Annotated in this window: 18 protein-coding genes; 12 read left to right on the forward strand and 6 right to left on the reverse strand. The window is 37.3% G+C overall.

Annotated elements, in window-relative coordinates:
• Window positions 1–4 precede the first annotated feature (4 nt).
• The 5 genes from BW980_RS04640 to pcaH are packed head-to-tail and all read right to left on the reverse strand — an operon-like array spanning window position 5 to window position 4921.
• Window positions 5–1198, reverse strand: coding sequence for a 4-hydroxybenzoate 3-monooxygenase (locus BW980_RS04640; RefSeq protein ID WP_175609847.1), 1194 nt, complete (start codon window positions 1196–1198; stop codon window positions 5–7).
• A gap of 9 nt (window positions 1199–1207) precedes the next feature.
• Complete coding sequence (gene pcaDC / locus BW980_RS22765; protein WP_076453721.1) at window positions 1208–2338, reverse strand: bifunctional 3-oxoadipate enol-lactonase/4-carboxymuconolactone decarboxylase PcaDC; 1131 nt, start codon at window positions 2336–2338, stop codon at window positions 1208–1210.
• A 4-nt stretch (window positions 2339–2342) separates the two neighbouring features.
• Entirely contained in the window at window positions 2343–3653 is a 1311-nt protein-coding gene (pcaB, locus tag BW980_RS04650) for a 3-carboxy-cis,cis-muconate cycloisomerase (RefSeq protein ID WP_076453722.1), read from the reverse strand.
• 14 nt (window positions 3654–3667) lie between these two features.
• Complete coding sequence (pcaG, locus tag BW980_RS04655) at window positions 3668–4204, reverse strand: protocatechuate 3,4-dioxygenase subunit alpha (protein ID WP_076453723.1); 537 nt, start codon at window positions 4202–4204, stop codon at window positions 3668–3670.
• Between the two features lie 9 nt (window positions 4205–4213).
• Entirely contained in the window at window positions 4214–4921 is a 708-nt protein-coding gene (gene pcaH / locus BW980_RS04660; protein WP_076453724.1) for a protocatechuate 3,4-dioxygenase subunit beta, read from the reverse strand.
• Window positions 4922–5113: 192 nt separating this feature from the next.
• On the opposite strand from pcaH, the gene BW980_RS04665 reads away from it, so the two are divergent.
• Entirely contained in the window at window positions 5114–5983 is an 870-nt protein-coding gene (locus tag BW980_RS04665) for a helix-turn-helix domain-containing protein (RefSeq protein WP_076453725.1), read from the forward strand.
• 104 nt (window positions 5984–6087) lie between these two features.
• On the opposite strand, the gene BW980_RS04670 is transcribed toward BW980_RS04665, so the two are convergent.
• Window positions 6088–6855: an IclR family transcriptional regulator domain-containing protein gene (locus tag BW980_RS04670; protein WP_076453726.1), complete on the reverse strand. Its 768-nt coding sequence runs from the start codon at window positions 6853–6855 to the stop codon at window positions 6088–6090.
• A 202-nt stretch (window positions 6856–7057) separates the two neighbouring features.
• Here BW980_RS04670 and BW980_RS04675 point away from each other — a divergent pair, with 202 nt between their 5' ends.
• The 11 genes from BW980_RS04675 to xylE all read left to right on the forward strand — a co-directional run bounded on the left by BW980_RS04675 (window position 7058) and on the right by xylE (window position 25056).
• Window positions 7058–9811, forward strand: a complete 2754-nt coding sequence (locus BW980_RS04675; protein ID WP_083690346.1) for a TonB-dependent receptor — start codon at window positions 7058–7060, stop codon at window positions 9809–9811.
• 59 nt (window positions 9812–9870) lie between these two features.
• Entirely contained in the window at window positions 9871–11721 is a 1851-nt protein-coding gene (locus BW980_RS04680) for an aryl-sulfate sulfotransferase (protein WP_076453728.1), read from the forward strand.
• Between the two features lie 557 nt (window positions 11722–12278).
• A complete protein-coding gene (locus BW980_RS04685) occupies window positions 12279–13130 on the forward strand; it encodes an MBL fold metallo-hydrolase (RefSeq protein ID WP_139327590.1) in 852 nt (283 codons plus the stop codon).
• Window positions 13131–13137: 7 nt separating this feature from the next.
• The gene (locus BW980_RS04690) at window positions 13138–14892 is read left to right on the forward strand and encodes a SulP family inorganic anion transporter (protein ID WP_076453730.1); all 1755 of its coding nucleotides are present in this window, start codon (window positions 13138–13140) and stop codon (window positions 14890–14892) included.
• Window positions 14893–14898: 6 nt separating this feature from the next.
• On the forward strand, window positions 14899–16236 hold the full coding sequence (locus BW980_RS04695) for an MFS transporter (RefSeq protein WP_076453731.1): 1338 nt from the start codon (window positions 14899–14901) through the stop codon (window positions 16234–16236).
• Window positions 16237–16265: 29 nt separating this feature from the next.
• Window positions 16266–17717, forward strand: a complete 1452-nt coding sequence (locus tag BW980_RS04700; protein WP_076453732.1) for an aldehyde dehydrogenase family protein — start codon at window positions 16266–16268, stop codon at window positions 17715–17717.
• Between the two features lie 12 nt (window positions 17718–17729).
• Window positions 17730–18494, forward strand: a complete 765-nt coding sequence (locus tag BW980_RS04705) for a coniferyl-alcohol dehydrogenase (RefSeq protein WP_076453733.1) — start codon at window positions 17730–17732, stop codon at window positions 18492–18494.
• Window positions 18495–18504: 10 nt separating this feature from the next.
• Entirely contained in the window at window positions 18505–20304 is a 1800-nt protein-coding gene (locus tag BW980_RS04710; protein ID WP_076453734.1) for a sulfatase-like hydrolase/transferase, read from the forward strand.
• 251 nt (window positions 20305–20555) lie between these two features.
• Complete coding sequence (locus BW980_RS04715) at window positions 20556–22238, forward strand: glycoside hydrolase family 43 protein (RefSeq protein WP_083690347.1); 1683 nt, start codon at window positions 20556–20558, stop codon at window positions 22236–22238.
• Complete coding sequence (locus BW980_RS04720; protein WP_076453735.1) at window positions 22239–23432, forward strand: hypothetical protein; 1194 nt, start codon at window positions 22239–22241, stop codon at window positions 23430–23432. It begins immediately after the preceding gene.
• Window positions 23433–23640: 208 nt separating this feature from the next.
• Window positions 23641–25056, forward strand: coding sequence for a D-xylose transporter XylE (gene xylE, locus BW980_RS04725; RefSeq protein WP_076453736.1), 1416 nt, complete (start codon window positions 23641–23643; stop codon window positions 25054–25056).
• The last annotated feature ends 164 nt before the right edge of the window (window positions 25057–25220 follow it).

Genomic DNA, 25220 nt, shown 5'->3' on the forward strand with positions numbered 1-25220 from the left:
GTCGCTAATATTCATAGGTTTCAAAAGGTAGTCCTACATAATTTTCTGCAATGGTAGTTCTACTGGCTTTTGACATTTTTAGGTAATCGAATTTCGCCTTCTGTAACTTATAATTATAAGAACCATGTTCCTCTTGTTTATGAAAAAGTGTGGTCATGAAATTAGAAAAATCTTGTGCTCTCCATATTCTACGTAGCGCCATTTGCGTGTAGTTATCTAAGTCATCTGTAGAATTATGCTTGTAAAAACTTACCAGACCATCTACCAAATGTTTTACATCGGCAATTGCTAGATTCAGCCCTTTTCCGCCAGTTGGAGGAACAATATGGGCAGCATCTCCAGCTAAAAACAAACGACCTGAACTTAGATTGTCAATCATGTGACTACGCATTGGGGTAATACTCTTATCGAATATAGGGCCTGCTTTAAGCTCAAATCCTGGTGTCGCCAAACGTGTTGATAGTTCGCTCCAGATACGGTCGTCCGACCAATCGTCAGGTGATTCTCCATTGGGTACTTGTACATACAATCTACTAACGGTTTCAGAACGGAGACTGTGCAAGGCAAATCCATTTTCATGGTAAGCGTAAATCAGTTCATCTGTTGAAGGTGCAACATTTGCCAAAATACCCAGCCAGCTAAACGGATAGGTGATATCATAAGAGCGATAGTTGTCTTTAGGCATTGTCTTTCTACCTACACCATGAAAACCGTCACAAGCAGCAACAAAGTCACATTCTAAAATTCCGTCTTCACCAGCATGTTTAAAATGAATTTTCGGGTTCTTTGTATCAAAATCTACAATTTCGCTAGCACCGGCTTCAAAATAAAGTTCTTCATCAGCATCCAACCAAGCATCGGTCATATCCTTTACAACTTCTTGTTGTCCGTAAATAGTGATTTTTCGTCCTCCGGTAAGTTCGGCGAAAGGAATATGTACCCGTTCGGAATCAAAACTCAAATTAACCCCATCGTGCTCAATACCTTCTTTCTTCAAGCGGTCGGCCAAGCCCAGATCATTCATGATATCAACAGTGTTCTGTTCGAGCAAACCTGCGCGAACACGCCCTTCAACATATTCTCGGCTGCGAAGTTCTAGAATAACGGATGAAATTCCATTTCTTTTCAACCAGTGCGCTAATGTCAACCCCGCCGGACCGGCTCCTATAATTCCTACTTGTGTTTTAATTTTTTTCATGTGGTGCTATTAAAGTTTGATGTTATTTTCTTGAAATACCTCTTCGGCAGAGTGCATGGCATCGTTAGCTGCTGGCAAGCCACAATAAATACCTGATTGCAATATGACTTCTTTGATTTCAGCTGCCGATACACCATTGTTGAAAGCTGCCTTTACATGCATTTTAAACTCCGCTTTTCGATTTAAAGGAATCAACATTGAAAGCGTTATTAAGCTTCGGTGGTGTTTTGGTAATCCTGGTCTGGTCCAAATTTCGCCCCATGCATAGTGAGATATAAATTCTTGAAAATCGGTATTAAACTTGTTTTTATTGCCGTTCGCCCTATCTACATGTTCGCTGCCCAAGACCGTTCTACGTACGTGCATACCTCTATCAAAAGTGAATTCACCCACAATAAAGTTGATAAGCGTCTCCGCATAGTCAAATGGTAATTCGGTACTTGGTAAATGTCGCGCATGAAATACTTTCATCTTTGCACCGGGAATCTCTTTTTGTATTTTTTGGGCAGCAGCTACATTGGTTACCACATCTTCATCACCCGTAATAATCAAGGTTTCTAAAGATATCGTTTTAACAACCTCCCTGAAATCAGCGGCACCAATTGCAGCGCAACAGGCCGCATAGCCTGCAGGTTTGTTTGCCAAAAACATCGTGGTCATTTCTGCTACACGGGATGTTTTGTTCTTGCGAAAGCCATCTGTGAACCATTTCTCCATAGTACCCTCAACAATAGAAGTCATTCCGTTTTCGGTAATGGTTTTTATGCGTTCGTTCCAACTTTCTACCGTTCCGATTCTTGAATCGGTATTACTGATAATTAGTTTATTTAGTCTCTCTGGATGGTTAATGCCTAACCATTGACCTATGAGTCCTCCCATAGATAATCCACAAAAATGCACTTTGTCAATGTTCAGTTCGTTCAAAAGATCGATAACATCGTTTCCTAATTGCTCAATGCTATATGGGCCTTTCGTAGATTCACTTTGACCGTGACCTCGGGTATCATATTGTAACACCCTGAAATAAGGTAATAGATACGGCACCAGTTCATCCCACATTTCCATGGTAGCCCCTAAAGAATTGGAGAACATTAAAACAGGACTATTAGGTGTGCCTTGTATTTTATAGTTGGTTTTCATAGTGTTACGAATAGGCTTTTAATAGATTCTTAACCCAAATGATGCTATTGCCAATCGCATTTTTTGGTTGAAATAATTTGTCGATATTTTCTATCTGCGGATGCATTTCCAACACCACTTCTTTTAAATGTCTTCTCTGTTGGGTAGCTATCTTACATGCCTTTTTAACCGATTCATGAGCTTGCATTTTTCCAAGAGTTTTGGATAGTTGGAAAGACACTTTTTCAGCATATATTAAACCATTTGTGATTTCTATGTTTTGAAGCATACGTTCCTTATCTACTTCTAGATTTCCAATTAAATCTACCGCCTTCTCCAACGAACCTGCTGTTAAACTCATCAATTGCGAAAGAGTTTCCCATTCGGTATGCCAGAGCCCGGCAGAGCGTTCGTGTTCTTGTGGCATGGCAGAAAGCATGGTAGAAATCAAACCTGGGGTTCGGGCGGCATTGCTCAATATAAGTGCACAAGCAACGGGGTTCCGTTTGTGTGGCATGGTACTGGAGCCTCCCTTACCTTCAGCAGCTCCTTCGAAAACCTCAGCTACTTCTGTTTGCATTAAAAGTGAAATATCTTTTGCTATTTTACCCAATGAACCTGATAGGATGCCTAAGAAAGAAGCGAATTCAACCAACGAATCACGTTGCGTTTGCCATGGAAACGATGGTGATAACCCCAATAATTTTGCAAAAACCAATTGAACATCGGTTGTAATATTGGTATTACCGCTTCCTACAGCTCCGCCCAGTTGAATACACAAAAGGCGACTTTTTAAATCATATAATCTTGATTTGCTGCGGGAAATGCTTTCTAACCATCCAGCTGTTTTGAGGCCGAAGGTCATGGGTTTTGCCTGTTGCAACAAGGTTCTCCCCATCATAATAGTATCTATATGCTTTTTGGTCAAATCAATCAAAATAGTTTCGAGACTATTTAGTTTGACTTCTAACCATTCTATATATTCCTTGCTTGTACTTATAGTGGCCGTATCGATAATATCTTGACTCGTAGCCCCTAAATGAACATACTTAGAGGCTTCAAAATCACTGTTTTTTATAAGTTTCGTCAACTGCTTAACCAAGGGTATTGCAACATTGCCCCCTAAAACCACATCATTCTTCAAGGCATTAATATCAATGGCATCAACCACACAGCAATCAACAATTGTTTTGGCCGCCGCTTCTGGTATAATACCCACTTTTGCCTGAGCCATCGCCAAAGCAGCTTCGACCCTCAATAATTGCGAGACTGCATATCGGTCTTCAAAGAGCTCAGACAATTCTCTGGTATAAAATGTTTCAGCGTATAGAGACATAACAATTTTTCTGATTATAATTGAAAGAAGACGGTTTCGTGATTTCCCTGCATATAAATATCAAATACATAGCGGCCGTCTTCTTTTTTGGCGATTATGGTTTTCCTACGGTCTTCTGGAATACTGTTCAACGTCTCATCAGTAGCGTTTAACGTTTCTTCGTCTTCAAAATAGATTCGTGTGTAGGAATGCAATAACTGCCCGCGCATGAATATAATTACATTGATAAAAGGTGCTTGGCCATCTACTGATTTTGGCTTCACTGTAGTAAAGGAAAATTTATTGCCTTCATCCGTACCTGTACCATATCTACCGAATAATCGACGTTCACCATCATTCTGCCAAAGCTCCAGCATAGCGTCGTCAACTGATTTACCCTCGGCATCATAGACCGTTCCAATTATTTGTACAACATTGCCTTCATCATTCTTGTCAACCATCATTCCATCCACTATACCGGGAAAATTATAACCATATTGACCTGGTGTTAATCCATATGCAAAATAAGGACCTATGGTTTGGGAAGGGGTCTGTAGTTTTTTAGCACTCATAATTTTAGGTTATAAATTCTCGAATGGAGTTGCGTTCTCGCCTCTTAAAACAATATCAAATCGATACCCTAAAGCGAAACTGGGCTCAGTGTGGTCTAGATCAAAAGTGGATACCAATAAATCTCTCCCTTTTGCTGGTACGGCATTAAAAATAGGGTCATACTTGCATAATGGATCGTTAGGGAAATACATTTGAGTAATCAATCGACTAGAGATGGCCCCACCGAACAAGGATAAATGAATATGCGCCGGCCGCCAAGCATTGTAGTGGTTTCCCCAAGGGTATGCCCCAGGTTTAATTGTATAGAACCTATACTTACCGTTTGCATCGGTCATACATCTTCCCGTACCCAAAAAATTTGGGTCTAAAGGTGCATCATGCTGGTCTACTTTATGTACATATCTACCTGCAGAATTTGCTTGCCAAATTTCTATCAAGGTATATGGCAATGGTTGCCCCTTCTCGTTTGTTACGATACCATGTACCACAATACGTTCTCCTAAAGGTTCGGCAACCTTAATTGCATTTTTTGTTAAATCATGGTCCAAGGCTCCAATTTCAAAATCCTTGAACAAGGGCCCCGTACTTTCGGACAATGACTTTTTTGGAAGAACAAGGGCCCTTGATGGCGCCCTTAAAAGAGTTGATTTATAACCTTTATCCAAATAAGATGGCTGAACTTCCATATCAAATCCCTGTTGGGCCATTTCACTCATGACTAACTATTTTTTTATTCTACCGACTAAATTATATGCATCATAAAAAGAACTATTGGACATATTTATTTTATTATTGTACTTTTTAAACATTTATGTTTTGGTTATACCAAAAATATATTCATAACTTACTATATATAAATGGTTAATACTATTTATATATATAGCATACACTTGTTTTAAATACACATTATGAGTAACATTTTACGGTTTAGAGGATTGTATGGGGACCAGCACCTATCTTTTGTTAGCGATTTTATTCACTTAGAACCCTTACAAGAACGAAGTAAGATATACTCATGGGAGATCAAAGAGCACTTTCATTCTAATTTGATACAAATCTTCATTATTGAATCTAGTGAGGGCACTTTATTTTCCGAAGGAAAAAAAATCAACTTAAAAGCACCATGTGTTGTTACGGTTCCATCCAATGTACTACACGGATTTAATTTTGAACCCAAAATTACTGGCGATGTTATAACTATTTCTCAATCTTTTTTTCAGACACTACTGACCGAAAAGCCGTATATCAAGAAAGAAATGGGGAAGCTATCTTGTTTAAACTTAAAAAATAAACCAGAAGTGTTGGCCGACTTGTTGAAGTTGAAATCCAAAATACAACAAGAAATATTCGATGAGGCCCCCGAAAAATCACTGGCCTTAAAAATTTATTTCGAGTTGTTTTATCTAGAACTATATCGCTCCACTTTACGAAGCACCTCCGAAGCCCTAATTAGCAAAAACAAGAACCTTGCCTATTTTCAACAATTTCAAGTACTCATAAGAAAACATGCCCAAAACCTACCTAGTATCAGAACTTTTGCAAAAGCTTTAGGAATAACCCAAACCCACCTTAACCGGGTTTGCCACACCGTTGCCGGCACCTCTGCCCTAAAGGTTGTACAGGATTTTACTATCAACGAAGCCAAAAAATACCTGTTGAATACATCTTATTCTATTTCCGAGATATCGTATTTTTTAAATTTCAACGACCCTGCCTACTTTAGTCGATTGTTCAAAAAACGGGTGGGTGTACCACCAGGAGAATTTAGAAAGGGATAACTACTATACTAAGACCTTTAGCGCCAGTTATATAATCAAATTATAAAATACCCACTTTAGTTAGTATCAATAAAAATCTTCAATTCACTAACTATAAAACTTACTTATGAACTTTTTTTCAATGCTATACTAATTTCTTCACATGTCGCTTGAAGATGGGGTAAAACATTAGAGATCAGTTCCTCATTGTTGAATCTACTGGTTTGCACAAGAATATTTATAGCATACTTTACTTTGTTGCCCTTAGAAAAAATTGGAGCGGAAATCGAACGCAAACCTGCTTCTAATTCTTGATCGACCAAAGACCATTTTTGAAGTTTTACCTTTTCCAGTTCTCTTTTTAAATGCTCTTTACTCATGATAGAATTAATGGTGTATTGTTTGTATTCTATGTCATCAAGGGCATTTGTTAAATGCAGGTCGTTCATGGCCCATAGAACACGGCCCATTGAAGTTACATGAGCCGGTAATCTTGATCCTACCCCTAGTGAAACCGTCATGATTCTAGACACCTGCTGTCTGGCTATGTATATTACTTCTAAGCCGTCTAAAGTAGCCAAAGAACAAGATTCGCCAACTTCAAGGGATAATTTTCTCATTAAAGGACCGGCTAATTCGGAAATATCAAGAGAAGACATATACCGATACCCCAGGTCGAGCACTTTTGATGTTAATTCAAAATATTTGCCGTTAGTGGACATGTAGCCTAAATAACAATAAGTCAACAGAAACCTTCTTGCGGCAGCTCTTGTTAATCCGGTTATTTCGGCAACTTCAGATAATGTCATCGACTTTCTGTCCGCAGAAAAAGCCGTTAAAACCTTTAAACCTTTGTCTAATGACTGTACGTAATCCGTTTTCTTTATATCCAATTTTAAACAAAAATAAATTATTCGAACAAATATAAATACTATTGAGTTATCGGCAAAAAAATCATCAGTAAATGCTATATTTTTAATTTTAACACATAAATATTTGCATATTAATTAATTAATAATAATATTTATCCGAAATAAAAACATTTGTTCATATATAGAACAAAACCAATTGACAATTCCAACTAAACTATTACTTATGAAACACTTAATGATTTTTTTTATTGTGGTGATCTTTACCGGTAATGCCTTGGCGCAAACAGAAATTAATGGGACGGTTACCGATGTGCAAAATGAACCCTTAATCGGGGCAACTGTGATCATAAAAGGAACAACCGACGGAATAGCAACCGATTTTGATGGCAAGTTTCAATTTTCAACAGACCTGCCTTTACCGATAACGTTAACTATTTCCTATATAGGTTTCAACTCTAAAGATGTAATAGTAGAAAAGGGAGGTGATGTTGGCAATATTACCCTAGCAGAGGGAGAGATGTTAGAAGAGGTAATAGTTTCCGCTAGCAGGGCTCCAGAAAAAGTTATTGAAGCCGTGGCCTCGGTAACTTCATTAGGTCCTGCGCAAATAGCGGCCACACCATCGAACGGAGATCCAACAGAATTATTGAGAAATGTACAAGGGGTTAATTTGGTGCGAAGTGGTACCCAGTTTTCAAATATAGAATTGAGAGGATCTACCACTGTAAATGAAACGAACACGCTTATATTAAAAGACTACATGCCATTAACAACACCCGTTGATAAATCAACAGAATCACGAAACAGTTCATTGTCCTCCTTAGACATTGCCAGGGTAGAAGTAGTTAGAGGTCCGGTCGGTGCTTTGTACGGGCCAAATGTAACCTCTGGTGTGGTACATTTTATTACTAAAGACCCATTTAAATACCCTGGCTTAGACGTTGCGGTAGGTGTTGGAGACAGAAGTGCAACCAATTATAGTTTACGATATGCTGGTAACAACGGTAAAAAGTTTGGCTGGAAACTTTTAACATCATATTCAAAATCAACTGATTTTGCAATTGCAGGCGAAGGTCTTATAGATGCCAATGGCAACCCTGTCGTTAGACCAAAAAATATGGAGACATTGGGCGGTAAAACATTCTATAATGTTGAAAATTTAGACCAAGAAGTAAGCAATTGGTTTGTAGAAGGTACTTTGGCTTATAAGTTCTCTGATAAGGTAAAATTGAATTACCTGTTTTCTCTTGCTAGATCTGTGGGTAATTCAAGAAATCAAACAGGACAGAATTATAGAGGTATGCAGCGATACGAACAGCAGTTAAGAATTGATGCCGGTAATTTCTTCGCTGCACTTTATCACCGCCATAGTTTCGGAAACATTGATAGTGATGGCAACCTTAACGGATTAAAAAATCACATTTTTACTGTAGGCTATAGTAATCCGCCCAATGTAGATAGAGATGGAGACGGTATCAATGAAACACGGGTAACCGATCCAATTGGGGCAACCGATTATTATGATATTAGCGCTCAATACACTATTAACACAAACGACAATCTCCGAATGATCGTAGGTGCAGATTCAAAAATAAGCCCTTCAATTGAGTCTCCAGCTGTTTATGGCATTAACGACAAAAGTAATGGAGGAGATAATTCTTTCAATATCTATGGGGGCTATATTTCTGGTAAATATAAAATTACCGACAAACTGGCGGTAAGTGCAACGGGTAGGGTTGATCATTACTCGGCATACAAAGAAACCGCATTTTCTCCAAGAATTGGCATGGTATACAATCCAAGTGATAAAACTGGTCTTAGGCTGAGCTTTAGTAGGGCGTTCGAATCTCAAAGTCAATTAAGGACTTGGTTAGACTTTCCAATTCCTGTTCCTTCCACTTTTCCCGAAACACATATTGCTGGGGTAGGAACTCCTGTTACCTATAATAACCCAGTAACCAAGTTCGCTTTTGGGAATGTAACCGGAGCAGGAACTTATCAATTTCAAGATATTGTAAATGCTTTGGCGACAAATGCCGGTATTACGGCGCCTTCTGTTTCAGGTACTATTGATTCTCAATTAACATCTTCTGTGTTCTCTGGGCCAGGGGCAGCCGGTGTAGGTGCGTCCACGGGGCCTATCTCCAATATAAACCAGGCCGGACAGCCTAAAGTTTCGTTGAAAACCGTAAATCAATTTGAGATAGGATATAGCACCGTTCTCGAAGAGAAACTTAAGATTAATGTTGATTTATATTATTCTATTTCCGAAAATTTCCAACCTGCAGGATCAATACCCATCTCACCAGGTTCGCAATTAAATTTAGCCAATGTTCAAGCACAAATAGAAGCACAAGTACCGGCTGGCAATGATAGGGATGCCCTGCTCAATGCTCTATACAGCCAACTAGGTACACCTAGCAACAGTAGTGCTCCTGGCTACGGGTTGGTCATTTCCGATTTGGCACAGGCCAACGGATGGGAGTTTGATGCCGGTTTTCCAACTTTTGGTAACGAATCTGCAAAATACATAGGTGCCGATATCGGACTGACGTATTATATTACACCAAAATTGATTGGTTCTACAAATTACTCATACGTATCTAAAAATATCTGGACACCAGAAGATCTTGGCGAAACAAATCAAAACTATCAGTTCTACCTTAATTCACCGACGAGTAGAGTAAACCTAGGTTTACGGTACGGTGGCGAAAAAGGTTTCTATGGTTCTATTAGTATGAACTATGCCTCAGAGTACGAAGGCAAACAAGGTGATGGTAGAGTATTCACAGGAGTAAACCCCGCCCGTACCATTGTTGATTCTAGAATTGGCTATAAAACGTTAATGTTCAATGAAAAAGCCAAAGTAGATTTCGGATTAAGTGTACAAAACTTGTTTGACGAAAAATACTCTCACTTTGTTAACCTGCCAGAATTAAGAAGGTTTGCAATGTTCAATGTGAGGGTCGGTCTTTAGTTTGTAGAAACACCCCTCCAACCATTTAAGATATAGCGTTTTTATAAAAAAAATATATAATGCAAAAAACAATTATAATACTAGCTCTTTTTATTTGTCATTTTGGGACTTCTCAAAAAATAAAAGAGAAACCCAGACCTCCTGAATTGGAAAAACTTGTTTTCAGATTAATGACCGTCCCAAATGCAGTTGACAGTAATGGTGATGGTGACCTTTCTATCGAAGAGGTACTTGCGGCACCTAAACAACTATTAAAGTTAGATAAAAATGGCGATGGAATTTTAGATTCAAATGAAATAGGTGCATGGGAAGAACAACTACCTTTAGTACGCAATCATAATATTACCAATTATATTGACGTAAATGGTGATGTTATCATATCCGCAGAAGAAATTAAAAATGCTTCATCCTCATTAAAATTATTAGATGCCGATGGCAACTGGCATATCAGTAAAGAGGAAATAGAATTTAACAAACCTCCTCTTTTTCCGCTTTTTAGTAATTCTAGAATGCCTTTGAAAACATGGAGAAGGTTTAGGGGGTATACAACGGAGCTCGACGGTCCTATTCCCCCAGGAAAGAACAAGCATGCCTACAAAGGTTATACATTGATACATGAATCAGGTGATGCCACATTAACCCAACAATCAGATAAAACCTATTTGTTAGATAAAAAGGGAAAAAAGGTTCATGAATGGAAACATAACGGATACTCCCCTGAAGCTTCTGTCGCCTATCTTTTACCCAATAGTCAATTATTAAGAACATATAGCAAACATCATTGGCATAAGGACAAAAAATTCCCTGTAGGTGCTACGTCGACTATTGAATTGGTTGATTGGGAAGGAAATATTCTATGGGACTTTACGATGAGTGTAGCCGAAAAATATAGTTTTCATCATGATGTAGAAGCATTGCCAAACGGGAATATTTTAGCGATTAGACATAACGCCTTCACGGTTGAAGAAGCTAAAGCAATGGGTTGGAATGCAGATTTAGGTAAAAGGGCCGCCTATATGATAACCAAGGATAAGACTAAGAAAAATGGGCTCGTTTGGATGAGTAATGTGTTAGAATTGAAACCAAACCTAGTAGACGGCAGTACCGAAATTGTCTGGCAATGGAATAGTTGGGACCATCTAGTTCAAAATAAATATCCTAAGAAACAAAACTTCGGAAACATAACAGATTCTGGTAAAATACATATAAACTACCTTGATTTAGACAAAGACGTACCATATAACGTTGGACAATTTTTTCATCTAAATACAGTAGATTATAATGCGGACTTAGACCTAATTATGTTGAGTTCCCCGACTTATGGAGAATTTTGGATTATAGATCATAGTACCACTACCGAAGAAGCTGCAGGCAGTACAGGAGGAAAATATAAAAAAGGAGGCGACATAATTTACCGTTGGGGCAATGATGAAGCATTTGGGAAAGACATTCGAGACAATTCAACATTGTATTGGCAACACAACGTGCATTGGATACCAGATGGTTTGCCTGGCGCGGGCAATATCCTAATTTTTAATAATGGCCAACGTCGCACACTAGATGGCAAATTCGTCAAAGAAACGAAAACTACGGGTTTTGGTAGTACGTACTCCGATATATTGGAAGTTAAACTTCCAATGGATGAAACTGGGAACTTTGACCCGAACAAGAAAACCAAAGTAGTTTGGTCTTGGGCCAACCCAGATAAAACCTGGTTCTATTCTCCGTTTATGAGCGGAGTTCAACGAATGCCTAACGGTAACACCATTTTCAATAGTGCGTATGATAAATACATTATAGAGGTAACACCTGATGGGAAGAAAGTTGAAGATTATAGAGTGCAAGGTTGGGGAAGATTATATCGCATATATAAATATGGCGATGATTACCCTGGGCTTAAATTTAAATAAATCGCAATCATCAATTCTATCTATGCCAAGATAAAAACGTAATTGCAATTCAAAGGCTTTACATCCTATAAATTATGTTGGATGGTTCAAGCATCTCGGGCTCAGGGAACAATGGTGGTAAAACATCTACATCTTATACAAATACATGAGTCAACAGTTTACAATGGTTCCCTGGTTTTAGAACAGATTTAATGTGTGATTCTTCAATAGGGATAATGATAAGGGACAACCGTATGCTTAGGAAAGGTAGGAACAGAATTATGAATAAGTATTTAAAAAACATTGTTACAGAGGACTCAAGCATTCCTGAGAAGAAATTTCAGACGATATAACTGTCTTTCGAAAACGGTCGCTGTTGGCAAGTAGTATTTAGTATCAAAAAGATGCTTCAAAAAAATGAATTCTTTCAACTTTTTAACTTAAAACAAGATATGTATGAACAACAAAACTTGGCTAGTGAACACCTAGAAATGTGTTCCAACCTAATTCAAGACCGGAAGTTTATAAATGGATGTATCGTTTTTAGAAAATTTTGAATAATTAAAAACACAAAATAATTGAAAAAATCAAGAACTAAAGTAGTGCTCTTAGGTACTGGTACCCCAGTAATGGTGAGTGATCGCTATCAAAGTTCATTGGCAATAATTGTTGATGAGACTTCATATATCGTTGATTGTGGTAGCGGTATTCTAGAACGCCTTTCAAATGCCCGCGCAAGGGGCATTAAAGGACTGGAAAATAAAAAATTAACACGTTTGTTCATTACCCATTTTCATCCAGATCATACCGTAGGCCTGCCTGCGTTTATGATTTGTCCCTGGAATGCGGAAAGATGGGATACACTTAAAATTTTCGGGCCCAAGGGTATTGAAAAAAAAGTGAATGGGCTATTGGACGTTTTTGAAGATGGCATCAATGAACATCTAAATAGTAACCCAAAATTTATGTCTCCTATAGATATAGAACCAAAAGCATATACACAAGGCATTATTTATAAAGATGATTTGGTCAAAGTTGAGGCCATTCCCGTTGAGCACGGTAATTTAGAAGCATATGCCTTCAAATTTATTACTCCAGACAAAACAATAGTAGTTTCCGGTGATACGTGCCCCAGGGGAAAACTATATGAAAAAGCCATAGACTGTGATATTTTGGTTCATGAAGTTTATTGCGAAAGTGCAATAAAAAAAGGAAAAGGAGTCGTACAAGAATATTTTAAAAGAGTACATACTGGTGGTGTTGAATTGGGAAAAGTAGCCAATAGAATAAAACCAAAAAAGTTAGTCTTGACCCACCAGATCGCATATGGTCTTTCTAATGAAGAGGCAGAAAAACAGATTTTAAAAGAAGTTCAAATGAATTTTACGGGAGAGGTAATCTATGGTAATGATTTAGACGTGATCGAATAAAAAGATAATGATTTCAATACCAATTATAAATAGAGTAAAGCATTACAACTTTAAGTTGTTCCAGTCTGACTTAATTTCTGGGCTAACTGTTGGCGTAATGATAGTACCTCAGGGCATGGCTTACGCTATGCTTGCCGGTGTACCTCCTATTTATGGATTGTACGGTGCCATAGTCCCACTTTTTTTGTATGCTATTTTTGGTACATCACATGCTATGGCCATAGGGCCCGTAGCAATTTCATCATTGTTAATTTTTGCAGGAATAAGTGAAATAGCGGTGCCCGGTTCTCCCGAATTTATTTCATTCGTGATTTTGTCCGGTTTTTTTATAGGGCTCCTTAAGCTGCTAATTAGTATAATGCGATTAGGGTTTTTGGTCAATTTTTTATCAAAACCTGTGATTATTGGTTTTACTTCCGCTGCAGCAATCATTATAGCCATTAGTCAAGTGAAGCATGTGCTTGGTGTACATATTCCAACAAGTTCATCTTTATTAAGTACTATTCAGGGTTTAAGTTCAGAAATAGATAACACGAATGTGGCAACGGCATTGGTTTGCATTAGTGGTATTACATTAATGTTATTATTAAAAAAGCTGAACAAAAAAATACCTGGCGCCTTATTGGTTGTGATATTGAGTGTAGCGGTAGTCTCTCTATTCCATTTAGAAGACTATGGCATTACAATTGTTAAAGAAGTACCTAAGGGTTTCCCTTCTTTTTTAGTGCCAAACTTCACCATAGAAAATATTCGTTTGGTAATGCCTACGGTCTTGACCGTAACAGTAATCAGCATTGTAGAGTCAATAAGTATTGCCAAGGTTTGGGAGTCTAAATATAATGCAACTCAAGATCCAAAAAATAGATATAAGATAGATGCAAACCAAGAATTATTTGCCCTTGGTATTGCTAAAATTGGTGGTTCCTTTTTTCAAGCTTTGCCATCTTCAGGAAGCTTTACTCGCTCAGCAATAAACCATGAGAGCGGAGCAAAAACACAAATTTCATCAATAATTACTGCGCTTTTCGTCACGCTGGTATTGTTGTTTTTTACACCGCTATTTTATTATTTGCCCCAAGCCATATTGGCTGCTATTATTTTAGTGTCCGTTGTGGGGCTGTTTGAATACAAAGAGGCATTTTCATTATGGAAAACCCATAGAAGCGACTTCTATATGTTGTTGACTTCTTTTATATTAACACTTGTAGTCGGTATTAAAGAAGGGGTGTTTGCCGGTATATTTTTATCCATTATTGTTGTTGTTTATCGCTTGGCAAAACCAGACATCCTTGTGTTGGGCAAATTACCAAACACAAGCCATTTTAGATGTATTCACAGATATCCTGAAGCTGAGCAAGTCAAAAATTGTAAAATCATTCGATTCAACGGTCAACTATTCTTTGCTAATAGTGATTATTTGAAAGATTTTATTGTAAACGTCATAACTGAAAACAGTAACATCAAAGTACTCATCATAGATGCTTCGAATATTCATGATGTAGATTCTACAGGAATAAAAATGTTAGAAGAAATTAAAGAGCTTCTGGAAGCAAAAGGCATCCATTTTTATTTTGCTAATACGATAGGTTCTTTTAGAGACCGTCTACATAGGGCTGGTTTAACACAAAAAATAGTCGGTAAAAATCATTTTATGTCAATTCTGGAGGCCGTTGAATATTCTCAAGAACAAATTCCGGAACAAGAAAAAACAATGAATAATAACGTGGTCTATGCAATCTCATCCGTAACCACCAAATTTTAAAAGATCATGACCACATTGGATATAAACCAAATAATAGATAAGGCTAAAGCCACGTCATTTCTAGTTCACATAGTTGTTCTTGGATGTTTGTGCTCAATTATTGAAGGTTTTGAGATGATAGTTTTGGGTATGATTATACCAAATCTTGCAAAGGATTGGGGCTTAAAACCAGAAGATTTCGAATATGCACATCTAGCCGTTCTATTCGGAATTTTAGCAGGCTCTATTTTTGCCGGAATCCTCATGGATAAAATTGGCCGAAGAAAATCAATGCTACTTATGTTTGGTCTAGGTACTATTGGTATGGGGGTAAGTTTTTTCCTTGAAAATATGACACAGCTGATTATACTAAGGTTTTTGACAGGATTGGGGGCCGGAGGTTCGTTGCCGATCGCGTTGGCAATAGTAACCGAATATTCTCCTAAAAAGGTTAGAAACATGTTAGCTGTATTGGTATATGCCGGAGCCCCATTTGCCACTACCGTTGGCGGGTATATAGGTCCTCATTTCATTGAAATGTACGATTGGAAGGGGATGTTTCTTTTAGGCTTTATGATGTCTTTGCCAATTTTTCTTTGGATGGTCTTTTTCTTACCTGAATCATTAAAATACCTAGTAGCCAAAGAGAAAAATACAGAGAAGGCAAAAAAATTATTAATCAAAGTTGATAGCTCCATAACTATTGCCGAAACGGATCGACTGTTTATCAATGAAAAACCGATTGCAAAAAGTCCTATTGGAGCACTGTTTTCTGAAGGTAGGTCTATTGTTACCTTCTTATTATGGATTGCATTTATTGGCGGCCAGTTCATCGTTTATTTTATGTCGCTATGGCTACCGACAATTTTACAAAATAATGGTTGGGAACAAAATCTAAGTTTAAACGCAATCGGTCATTACTATTTAGGTGCTGGAATTGGTGGAATTATTATTGGCTGGATGGCAGACCGATGGGGGTCCGCAAAAGTTTTGGCCATAGCTTTTCCTCTTGCCGCATTGCTATATTTTTGGTTAGGACAAGTTGTTGACGACCCGGATATGTGGTTTATCATAGCGCCATTCGCTGGAGCCGTAAGTGTTGGTGCAATGATGGCAAAGGCTCCCTTTGCTGCTAGTCTTTATCCAACAACAATTAGAGGAACAGGTATAGGTACGGCAATGGGCGTTGGTCGTATCGGTGGTTTGCTGACTCCTGGGGTTGGTGCCGCATTGGTAGCCGCCAACGTGACTGCTGCCCAATTTTATAACATAGCTACAATTGCCCCGATAATATGTGCTAGTGCAATACTCGTCATTTTGTTGATTACCAGGAAAAAGAAATTCGGCACAGATAATATTCAATAAATTCAATTATACCCTAAAAACACCAAAATATGTATAGTTCTTATATAAATGGAAAATGGACTGCTATGGGCGAGAATTTTGAAACCACCAGCCCAGTAACCAATAAACCATTCGCTACTGTTATTGGTTGCGATGCAGAAGATGCTAGGGCGGCCATCAAAGCAGCAAAAACGGCATTTCCATTATGGTCAGGTTTAAGTGCTGAAGAGCGTAGTCATTACCTGATCAAAGTAGCGGAAGCTCTTGAAGAAATGGTTGAGGAAATTGAAGATATATTAATTGATGAGGTTGGCTCTTGGATCGGGAAAGCAAAATTTGAATGCCTTACCACACCTAAGTTATTTCGTGCAGCAGCAGACCTTGCTAAAACCGTAAAAGGTTATGAGCTAGTATCGCCTGCTGGCAAAAAGAGCATGGTAGTAAAAGAACCTATGGGAGTGGTCAGTGTTATCACACCGTGGAATATGCCCTTAAACCTTTCATCAAGAACCACATCTAGTATTCTAGCGGTAGGTAATACCGTAATATTAAAGCCTGCCGAATTATCTCCTTTGTCAGGAGGATGGGTTTTGGCAAAAGCCTTTGAAAAAGCTGGTGTTCCTAAAGGTGTATTTAATGTTCTTTTGTGCTCCAAACAAAATGTAGAGAAAGTTGGTGATGTTATGGTTACGGACCCCTCTATTAAGGCCATAAGTTTTACGGGGTCTACAGGTGTGGGTAAGCATATCGCAGCAAAAGCCGGAGGTCTTTTAAAAAAGGTTAGTATGGAGCTCGGCGGTAAAGATGCGATGATTATTTTAGACGATGCGGATTTAGATATAGCCGTAAACGCAGCTGTTTTTGCCTCCTTTAATCATTCTGGTCAAATATGTATGGGTACCAAGCGTATCTATGTACATGAAAAACTAACTACCGAATTTACTGACCGTTTTGTTGCTAAAACTAAGAAACTTGGTTACGGTGATGTGCGAGATTTAAATAAGCCCATTGCTCCCCTGATCAATGAAACCCAAATTAGGAAAATTGACGAACAAGTAATAGATGCAGTTGCTAAAGGAGCAACTGTTTTAGCTGGCGGAAAAAGAGATGGTATGTATTACCTGCCCACAATTCTTACTGGGGTAACTTCCAATATGAGCACTTTTGACGAAGAAGCCTTTGGTCCTTTAGTATCTATATACGTTTTTTCAACTATCGAAGAAGCTATTGATCAAGTGAATGCCTCTAAATATGGTCTTTCAGGCGCTGTAATTACTAGAGATACAGTTAAAGGGTATGAAGTAGCCAGGAAAATTGAAAGTGGAATGTGCCATGTAAATGACGGTACTATCTATGCTGAAGCTTTAGCCCCTTTCGGGGGTGTTAAAAATAGTGGTATCGGGCGTTACGGTGGTCAAGCGTCAATAGATAGTTTTACGACAACGAAATGGATTACAATTGCCGATAAAGGTATTCAATATCCACCAGCATTCATGGAATAAAAATAAAACAAAATGAGCAAAACAATAATAATAACGGGGTGTTCTTCAGGAATAGGAGCGGAAACAGCAAGGCAGCTTAAAGCACAAGGCATGACCGTAGTCGGCTTCGACTTAAAAAAACCCGAAGCTAACGTCGACGTATATATTCCTATGGACTTAAGTGATTATTCCTCTATTGATAAGGCCGTAGAAGCACTAAAAATAAAAGGTGATGCACTATATAACGTAGCAGGGGTTCCCCCAACATTACCTACTGATATCCAAATTAAAGTGAATTTTTTTGGACTGCGCCATTTTACCAATCTTATGATTCCTAAATTAAATTCGAACGCTTCAATTATAAATTTAGCTTCATTGGCTGGTGCTAATTGGCTTAATAATATAGACCATATTAATTCTTTGTTCGCAATTGAAAACCCAGATGAAGCAGAACAGTTTTTAATAGAAAATAATTTGAACGATGTAGCTACCTATGCCTTTTCAAAAGAGGCCGTCATTGCATGGTCCCTTAAAGTATCGGATAAATGGAAAGAAAAAGGTATCACTGTAAAATCTGTAAGTCCAGGTCCAATAAAAACACCTATTCTTAAAGATTTTGAAGCAACAATCGTAAAAAAACAAGTAAGTCTTCCTGAGGAATATAAAGGTGAGACAAGAGATATTGCCGCAATGCTTTGTTTTTTATGTAGTGATGGTGGTAGATGGGTTAATGGCACAGATATTCTTATGGATGGAGGCTTAAAGGCTTCAAGGTTGAAATCATCATTGTTCAATTAAAATAATTGGTATGTCTTTAAATAAAGTTTTTACGGTAATTTTCATTTTGGTATTTGCAGGGTTTACATTGACCAGTTGCGAATCAAAGAAAAAGAATGATGGGAAAAAAAATGTAATAACTACAACAATTGAGTTGCCAAACCGACCAAATATTTTATGGTTGGTCACTGAAGATATGGGGTCATATATACCTTCTTTTGGCGACTCTACAATTACAACTCCCAACTTAAGCCGCTTGGCCAAAGAAGGAGTGGTGTATCCTAATCTATTCTCTCCCTCCGGAGTATGTGCGCCTAGTAGGGCGGCAATTACTACGGGAATGTACCCAACAAGTATAGGGGCCAATAATATGCGTACCATTTTGCATACCAAGATGACAGGTTTGCCCGCCTATGGGGCAGTGCCTCCACCTGAAACGCGTATGGTAAGCGAACTTCTTCGAATGAACGGGTATTATTGCTCAAACAACTATAAAGAGGATTATCAATTTAAAGCCCCAAAAACTGCTTGGGACGAAAGTAGTCCGTATGCCCATTGGCGAAATCGAAATAAGGACCAACCTTTTTTCGCGGTATTCAATTTTACGGAAACACATGAGTCTGGATTATTTGAACCCTATGGTCATAGAAAAATTGAAACGAGACATTATCACTCGGGAGACACTACCTATACTTGGGGAGAGGATAAATTAGAATTACAAAAAAAACCGTACATAGCTTGGGGAGCTAGCCGATTTACTGAAGAAGAGACGCCGGTGAACTTGCCCAAAAACACAAAGTTTTCTATTCCCCCATATTTGCCCAATACCCCTATAGTACATAGGGATATGTGGAAATTATATAATAACATAGCCGAAATGGACAAACAAGTTGGAGCCATTTTAAAGCAATTGGAAGATGATGGATTATTGGAAAATACCATCATTTTTTTCTATGGTGATCATGGAGGGCCAATGCCAAGGGAAAAGCGGCTAATTTATGATTTAGGGCTGAAAACGCCTATGATTATTAGGTTTCCAAACAAGCAACGCTCAGAAACAAGAGATGATCAATTACTCAGTTTTGTAGATTTTGCCCCTACCTTACTTTCCTTGGCCGACATTGAACCACCAGCTTATATTCAAGGACAAGCTTTTTTAGGAAAGTACAAAGCCAAGGAAGAACGAAACTATATATATGGGGCCGCAGATCGTTTCGATGGGGTTACCGACGCCATACGTGCCGTTAGAGATAACCAATATAAATACATACGTAATTATAGACCTGATCAAGGGTATTATTTGCCTGTAAAATTCAGGGAAAGGATACCTACAATGCAAGAGTTGTTACGACTACGTGATGAAGGAAAATTAGATAGTATACAATTACAATGGTTTCGTGAAAAGAAGCCCGATGAAGAACTTTATGATTGTTCGGCTGATCCATACGAGCTAAATAATTTGGCTCAAGATCCTTCTTATCAAAGTAAACTTGTTGAATTGCGAACGGAATTGGACCGTTGGTTATCTGAAATTGGAGATGAGCCCAATCTTCCTGAAAAAGAACTGATTGCCAAGTTGTGGAATGGGGCAAAAAAACAGCCAACAACCTCAAAACCAAAACTTGCGTTTTCTGATAATAAATTAACTATTAGCTGTGCTACCATAGGAGCTTCCATTGGTTATAAAATTATTCCTGAAAATGGGAAAACACCAAAAACATGGTCAATATATCAGAAACCATTAAACCTTCCTAAACATGCTAAAATAGTTGTGCAAGCGTATAGAATAGGATTTGTGCCAAGTGACATTGTTACTGAAAACAGAATCTAACAGATGAGAACCATGGTTCTTTTTTTATTCAAAATGTAACTATTTACTGGGCAAAAAAAACCATAAGCCAATAAAAACAGCTGTTAGGGAAAACTATTGTTAATAAAAGATGTTTTGCGATCTATAATGTAAAAGCATGATATCAAGAACAAAATTTCTGGATATCTAAAAAAGGTGCTCCGTCGATAGAGTTATCTGAAAAATGATAAATGGCCTTGTCACATTGCTGAATTTTAAAATATATGTATACGATGATTAAAAATATTATTACAATTTCATTGGTTGGGATTGTTACTTTAAGTTGTGTTACGAACAAGAGGATCGATAAAGTTTCAGTGAATGAAATAAATGAGTACTCAAATCCAATTTTACAAGGTTTCTACCCCGACCCAAGTATTTGTAAAGCTGGTAGTAATTACTACATGGTACATTCAACCTTTGCCTATTTTCCAGGAATTCCAATTTTTGAAAGTAATGACCTTGTGAACTGGACACAAATTGGAAATGTATTAGACAGACCGGAGCAATTAGATTTAGAGGGGTTAGATGTATCAAGAGGAGTTTTTGCCCCGGCAATCAGTTATCACAAAGGAATTTATTATTTAGTAGGCACAATAGTTAAAGGAGGAAATAATTTTATTGTTTCCGCAACCGATCCAGCCGGTCCTTGGTCCAATCCGATATGGATACCCGAAGTAAAAGGAATAGATCCTTCACTTTTTTTTGATAATGAGAAAACTTTTATTGTATACAACAGTGTCCCTCCAGATGGAAAACCAATGTATAAAGGACATAGGACTATAAGAATGTATGAGTTCGATATAGAAAAAGGAAAAGTTTTAGGGGCACCTATAATTTTGGTAAATGGTGGTTCGGATATTTCCAAAAAACCAAACTGGATCGAAGGTCCACATATCTACAAAAGAAATAAGTATTACTACTTAATGGCTGCCGAAGGTGGAACTTATGAAAATCATTCAGAAGTTGTTTTTCGAAGTAAAAATGTAACTGGGCCATATACAAGTTATGAGAATAATCCAATTCTAACCCAGCGTCATTTAGACCCAAATAGACCAAGCCCAATTGTTTCAACTGGACATGCGGATATAGTAGAAGATAATTATGGAAATTGGTGGGGCGTTTTTTTAGGATGCAGACCTTACGAAGGCAATTATTATAACACTGGTAGAGAAACATTTATGGCGCCTGTAAAATGGGTAAATAACTGGCCTATTTTTGATTTAGGAGGAGATATTGTAAAGAGAAGTTATCCAACACCCAATAATGCAAAAAAACAAAAGCGATCATTTAAAAACAGTGGAAAATATATATACAAAGAAGAGTTCGAAAAATCGAAACTCGGTTATGAATGGTTGTTTTTAAGAACACCAAGAGAAAAGTGGTACACTATTTCCAATGGTACTATTTCAATTAAAACAAGGCCGGAAAGTGCTTCCAAAAAACAAAATCCAAGTTTTATAGGATACCGACAGCAACATATAAATGGGAGTGTAAGTGCAGAAATGGACTTTAACACACTTAAAGAAAACGAAAAATCCGGATTAGTAATTTTTCAAAACGAGACACATTATTACTACATGTGTAAATCAATTTCCAATGATAGGCCCGTAGTTCAGTTATTTCAATCTAAAAAAGACACATTAGAACTCTTAATTGAAAAACCTGTAATCTCAAAAAGTTCTTTACAGCTAAAGATAGAAGCAAACGGAGCGCATTACAATTTCTATTATGCTGACGAAAATGAAAATTGGAAACCATTACAATTAGATGTAGATGCAAGTTTTTTAAGTACTCAAGAAGCAGGTGGTTTCGTAGGTGCTATTTATGGTATGTACACGACTTCGTTAGGAGAGAAAAGTGATAACACTGCTAGATTCAATTGGTTCGAAATTGAAAACTTGGATTCATATTAAATGAACTTTCATAGTTTTTTATTTCTAATTATTTGTTCTGATTCTAAAAGTTCGGGAAACGTAAAACATATATTATTATCGGGCCTTTCATTGAACTTGTTATATGTATTAGGTATTGGTAATCTCTATGGGCAAGAAGTACTAAAACTTGAGAAAGTCCGATCCAATTTTTTCTCTACCCAGTTCAATCTTCATGCAGGGTATATTCACGATGAAGAAGGCAATAGATTTGGCACCACTACTAGGGGGCAAAGGAATCTTGTTGCTTTTCAGTTTTTTCATAAACAAAAACGAGATGTTACTACTGATCCAACAAAACTCATTCGATTCAACTCATTAATGTTTCGTGTTGCAACTCCTACCAGTTTAGACTTTACTAAAGAAAATAATGGCATCAACTTTAAAGTACGATTAATAAAAGCTTGGGCTAAGTTTTCAACAAAATGGGTGAACACTACAATCTGGGTAGGTAATAAAACACTACCCTATGGCCATAGTCATTTTTTAGATACCGCTTCTAGTTTTATGCTTCATAGTATTAATATAGATATGGGGTTTATTCAAGATTTAGGTGTATTTGTTAAAACTCCAATTTCAAATAAAATAGATGCTCAATTTAGTATAGGTACTGGAGGCTTGTTTAGTACAGCGCTTCTGGAGATTGAAGGGAATGATTATTCTTACAATAGTTTTAAGAGAGATAAAAGGTGGCTAGTTGTCGCACATTTCGATAATCGTCATTTTCTCAATGATAAAATTGGAGTAAACCTAGTTTCTGGACGAATAAAGGACAAATTGGTTAATGATGATTTTATACAAATAAACAGAATCGGGGTATACTGGAAACATAAAGACAAAAATAAATTAAAAGTTATTAATCAAGTATTTGTAGGTAGCTCAAAATCATGTGAATATGGTTCTTTTATGTCTCTTAATACGCAATCTAGCCTAGGGTATTATCTAAAAGATGATTTTTCTATAGATACATCTTTTGTTAGTAGTTATTTGACTTCAACCTCCTCTAATCAATATTATTTGAACTATACCAGTGGTATGAGCTTTACCTACATGATAGAACCTCTAAAACGTCTGAAACTAAATAGTTACTACACCAATATCTATGATTTAAATGAAAGAAATTGGGGAGTTTTACTTCAATTGACTATGGAATTTGGGAATAAACCTAAATTCTAACTTATGGATTGTTTGAACAAGGGTAAATCTACATAACCTATTTCAAGTCAAAAAAATGCACGAGGTAGTAGCCCAGGAATATTTCATAAACCGAAAAGAGAAAGATATGGCAATATCAAATTCGGTTGAAAATTTACATTAATCATAAAAAATAGCAAGACGGCGACAAAAAGTTGCTTGAAAACAATAATAAATTCAACTAAACACCATGGAAACAACAGCAAACAGAAGTTATCTAATAAAATTAACGATAGTAGCAACACTTGGAGGTCTATTGTTCGGGTATGATACAGCAGTAATTTCCGGAACGGTCAGTTCTTTGGAAAGTTTTTTTATTCTACCATTCGGATTAAATGAAATGGATGCTAATGCCAGATTAGGATTTGTTGTTTCTTGCGCCTTGATTGGTTGTATTGTAGGGGGAATATGCGGAGGAATGATCAGCAAAAAATTGGGACGGAAAAATGGCTTAATTTTAGCGGCATTATTGTTTTTAGTATCTGCAATAGGGTCTTCGATGCCCGAACTATTTATTGAGTCAATAGGAAGCGCAGATCATACATACATTTATATTTTCGTTATTTATAGAATTATAGGCGGCATAGGTGTTGGTTTAGCATCTATGCTTTCACCATTGTACATTGCTGAAATTGCACCGGCTAAAATAAGGGGTAAACTGGTTTCGTTGAATCAGTTTGCTATTATATTTGGAATGTTAGTGGTGTATTTTGTTAACTTTTATATTGCAAAACAAGGAGATGATTCTTGGTTGAATTCTATTGGGTGGCGTTGGATGTTTGCTTCGGAAACCATTCCTGCTACACTGTTTTTGGTTATGTTGTTTTTTGTGCCGGATACTCCTAGGTCGTTACTGTTGAAATCTAAAACAGAAAAAGCTATGGAAGTTCTAACAAAAGTAAATGGGCTAGAAGAAGCAAAGAAAATATTTGCTGAAATTGAAAATACGGTAACCAGTCGTTCGGGAAAACTATTTTCTTTCGGAATGAGAGTAATTGTTATAGGGGTCTTACTCTCCGTTTTCCAACAATTTGTAGGTATTAATGTAGTATTATATTACGCGCCAGAGATTTTCAAAAGTATGGGTTCTGGAACTGATACAGCATTATTGCAGACAATTATTGTTGGTTCGGTGAATTTAGTATTTACAGTATTAGCTATAGTGACCGTTGATAAATATGGAAGAAAACCATTAATGGTTATTGGTGCCTTGGGTATGGCTATTTCGATGTTTGCATTAGGAACAACCTTTTTTACACAGTCTGTTGGTCTAGGGGCATTAGTTTTTATGCTTATTTATGTAGCAAGTTTCGCTGTGAGTTGGGGGCCGGTTTGTTGGGTTTTGTTATCGGAAATATTTCCAAATAAAATTAGAGGTCGTGCATTGGCTGTTGCTGTTGCGGTACAATGGATTTCTAATTATTTAGTATCATGGACGTTTCCAATGATGGATAAGAACACGTACTTGTTAGAAAAATTCAACCACGGATTTGCTTATTGGATTTATGGTGTTATGGGTTTACTGGCAATGTTTTTAGTATGGAAGTATGTGCCGGAAACAAAAGGAAAAACATTGGAAGAATTGGAGAAAATTTGGAAGAAGTGAATACGGATCATGACTAATTGTTTTCATGCAAATAGCAAACTCCTATTTCATTTCATACACAACAATGAGGGCTCAACACAAAAAGTTGTGGAGAGGTTAAAATTGGCCGATCTTTGAATCCAAAAAGTTAAATGCTTTCAGATTCACTATCATCTATAGCCAAA

It is taken from the genome of Zobellia uliginosa (genome assembly GCF_900156625.1).
GTDB lineage: Bacteria > Bacteroidota > Bacteroidia > Flavobacteriales > Flavobacteriaceae > Zobellia > Zobellia uliginosa.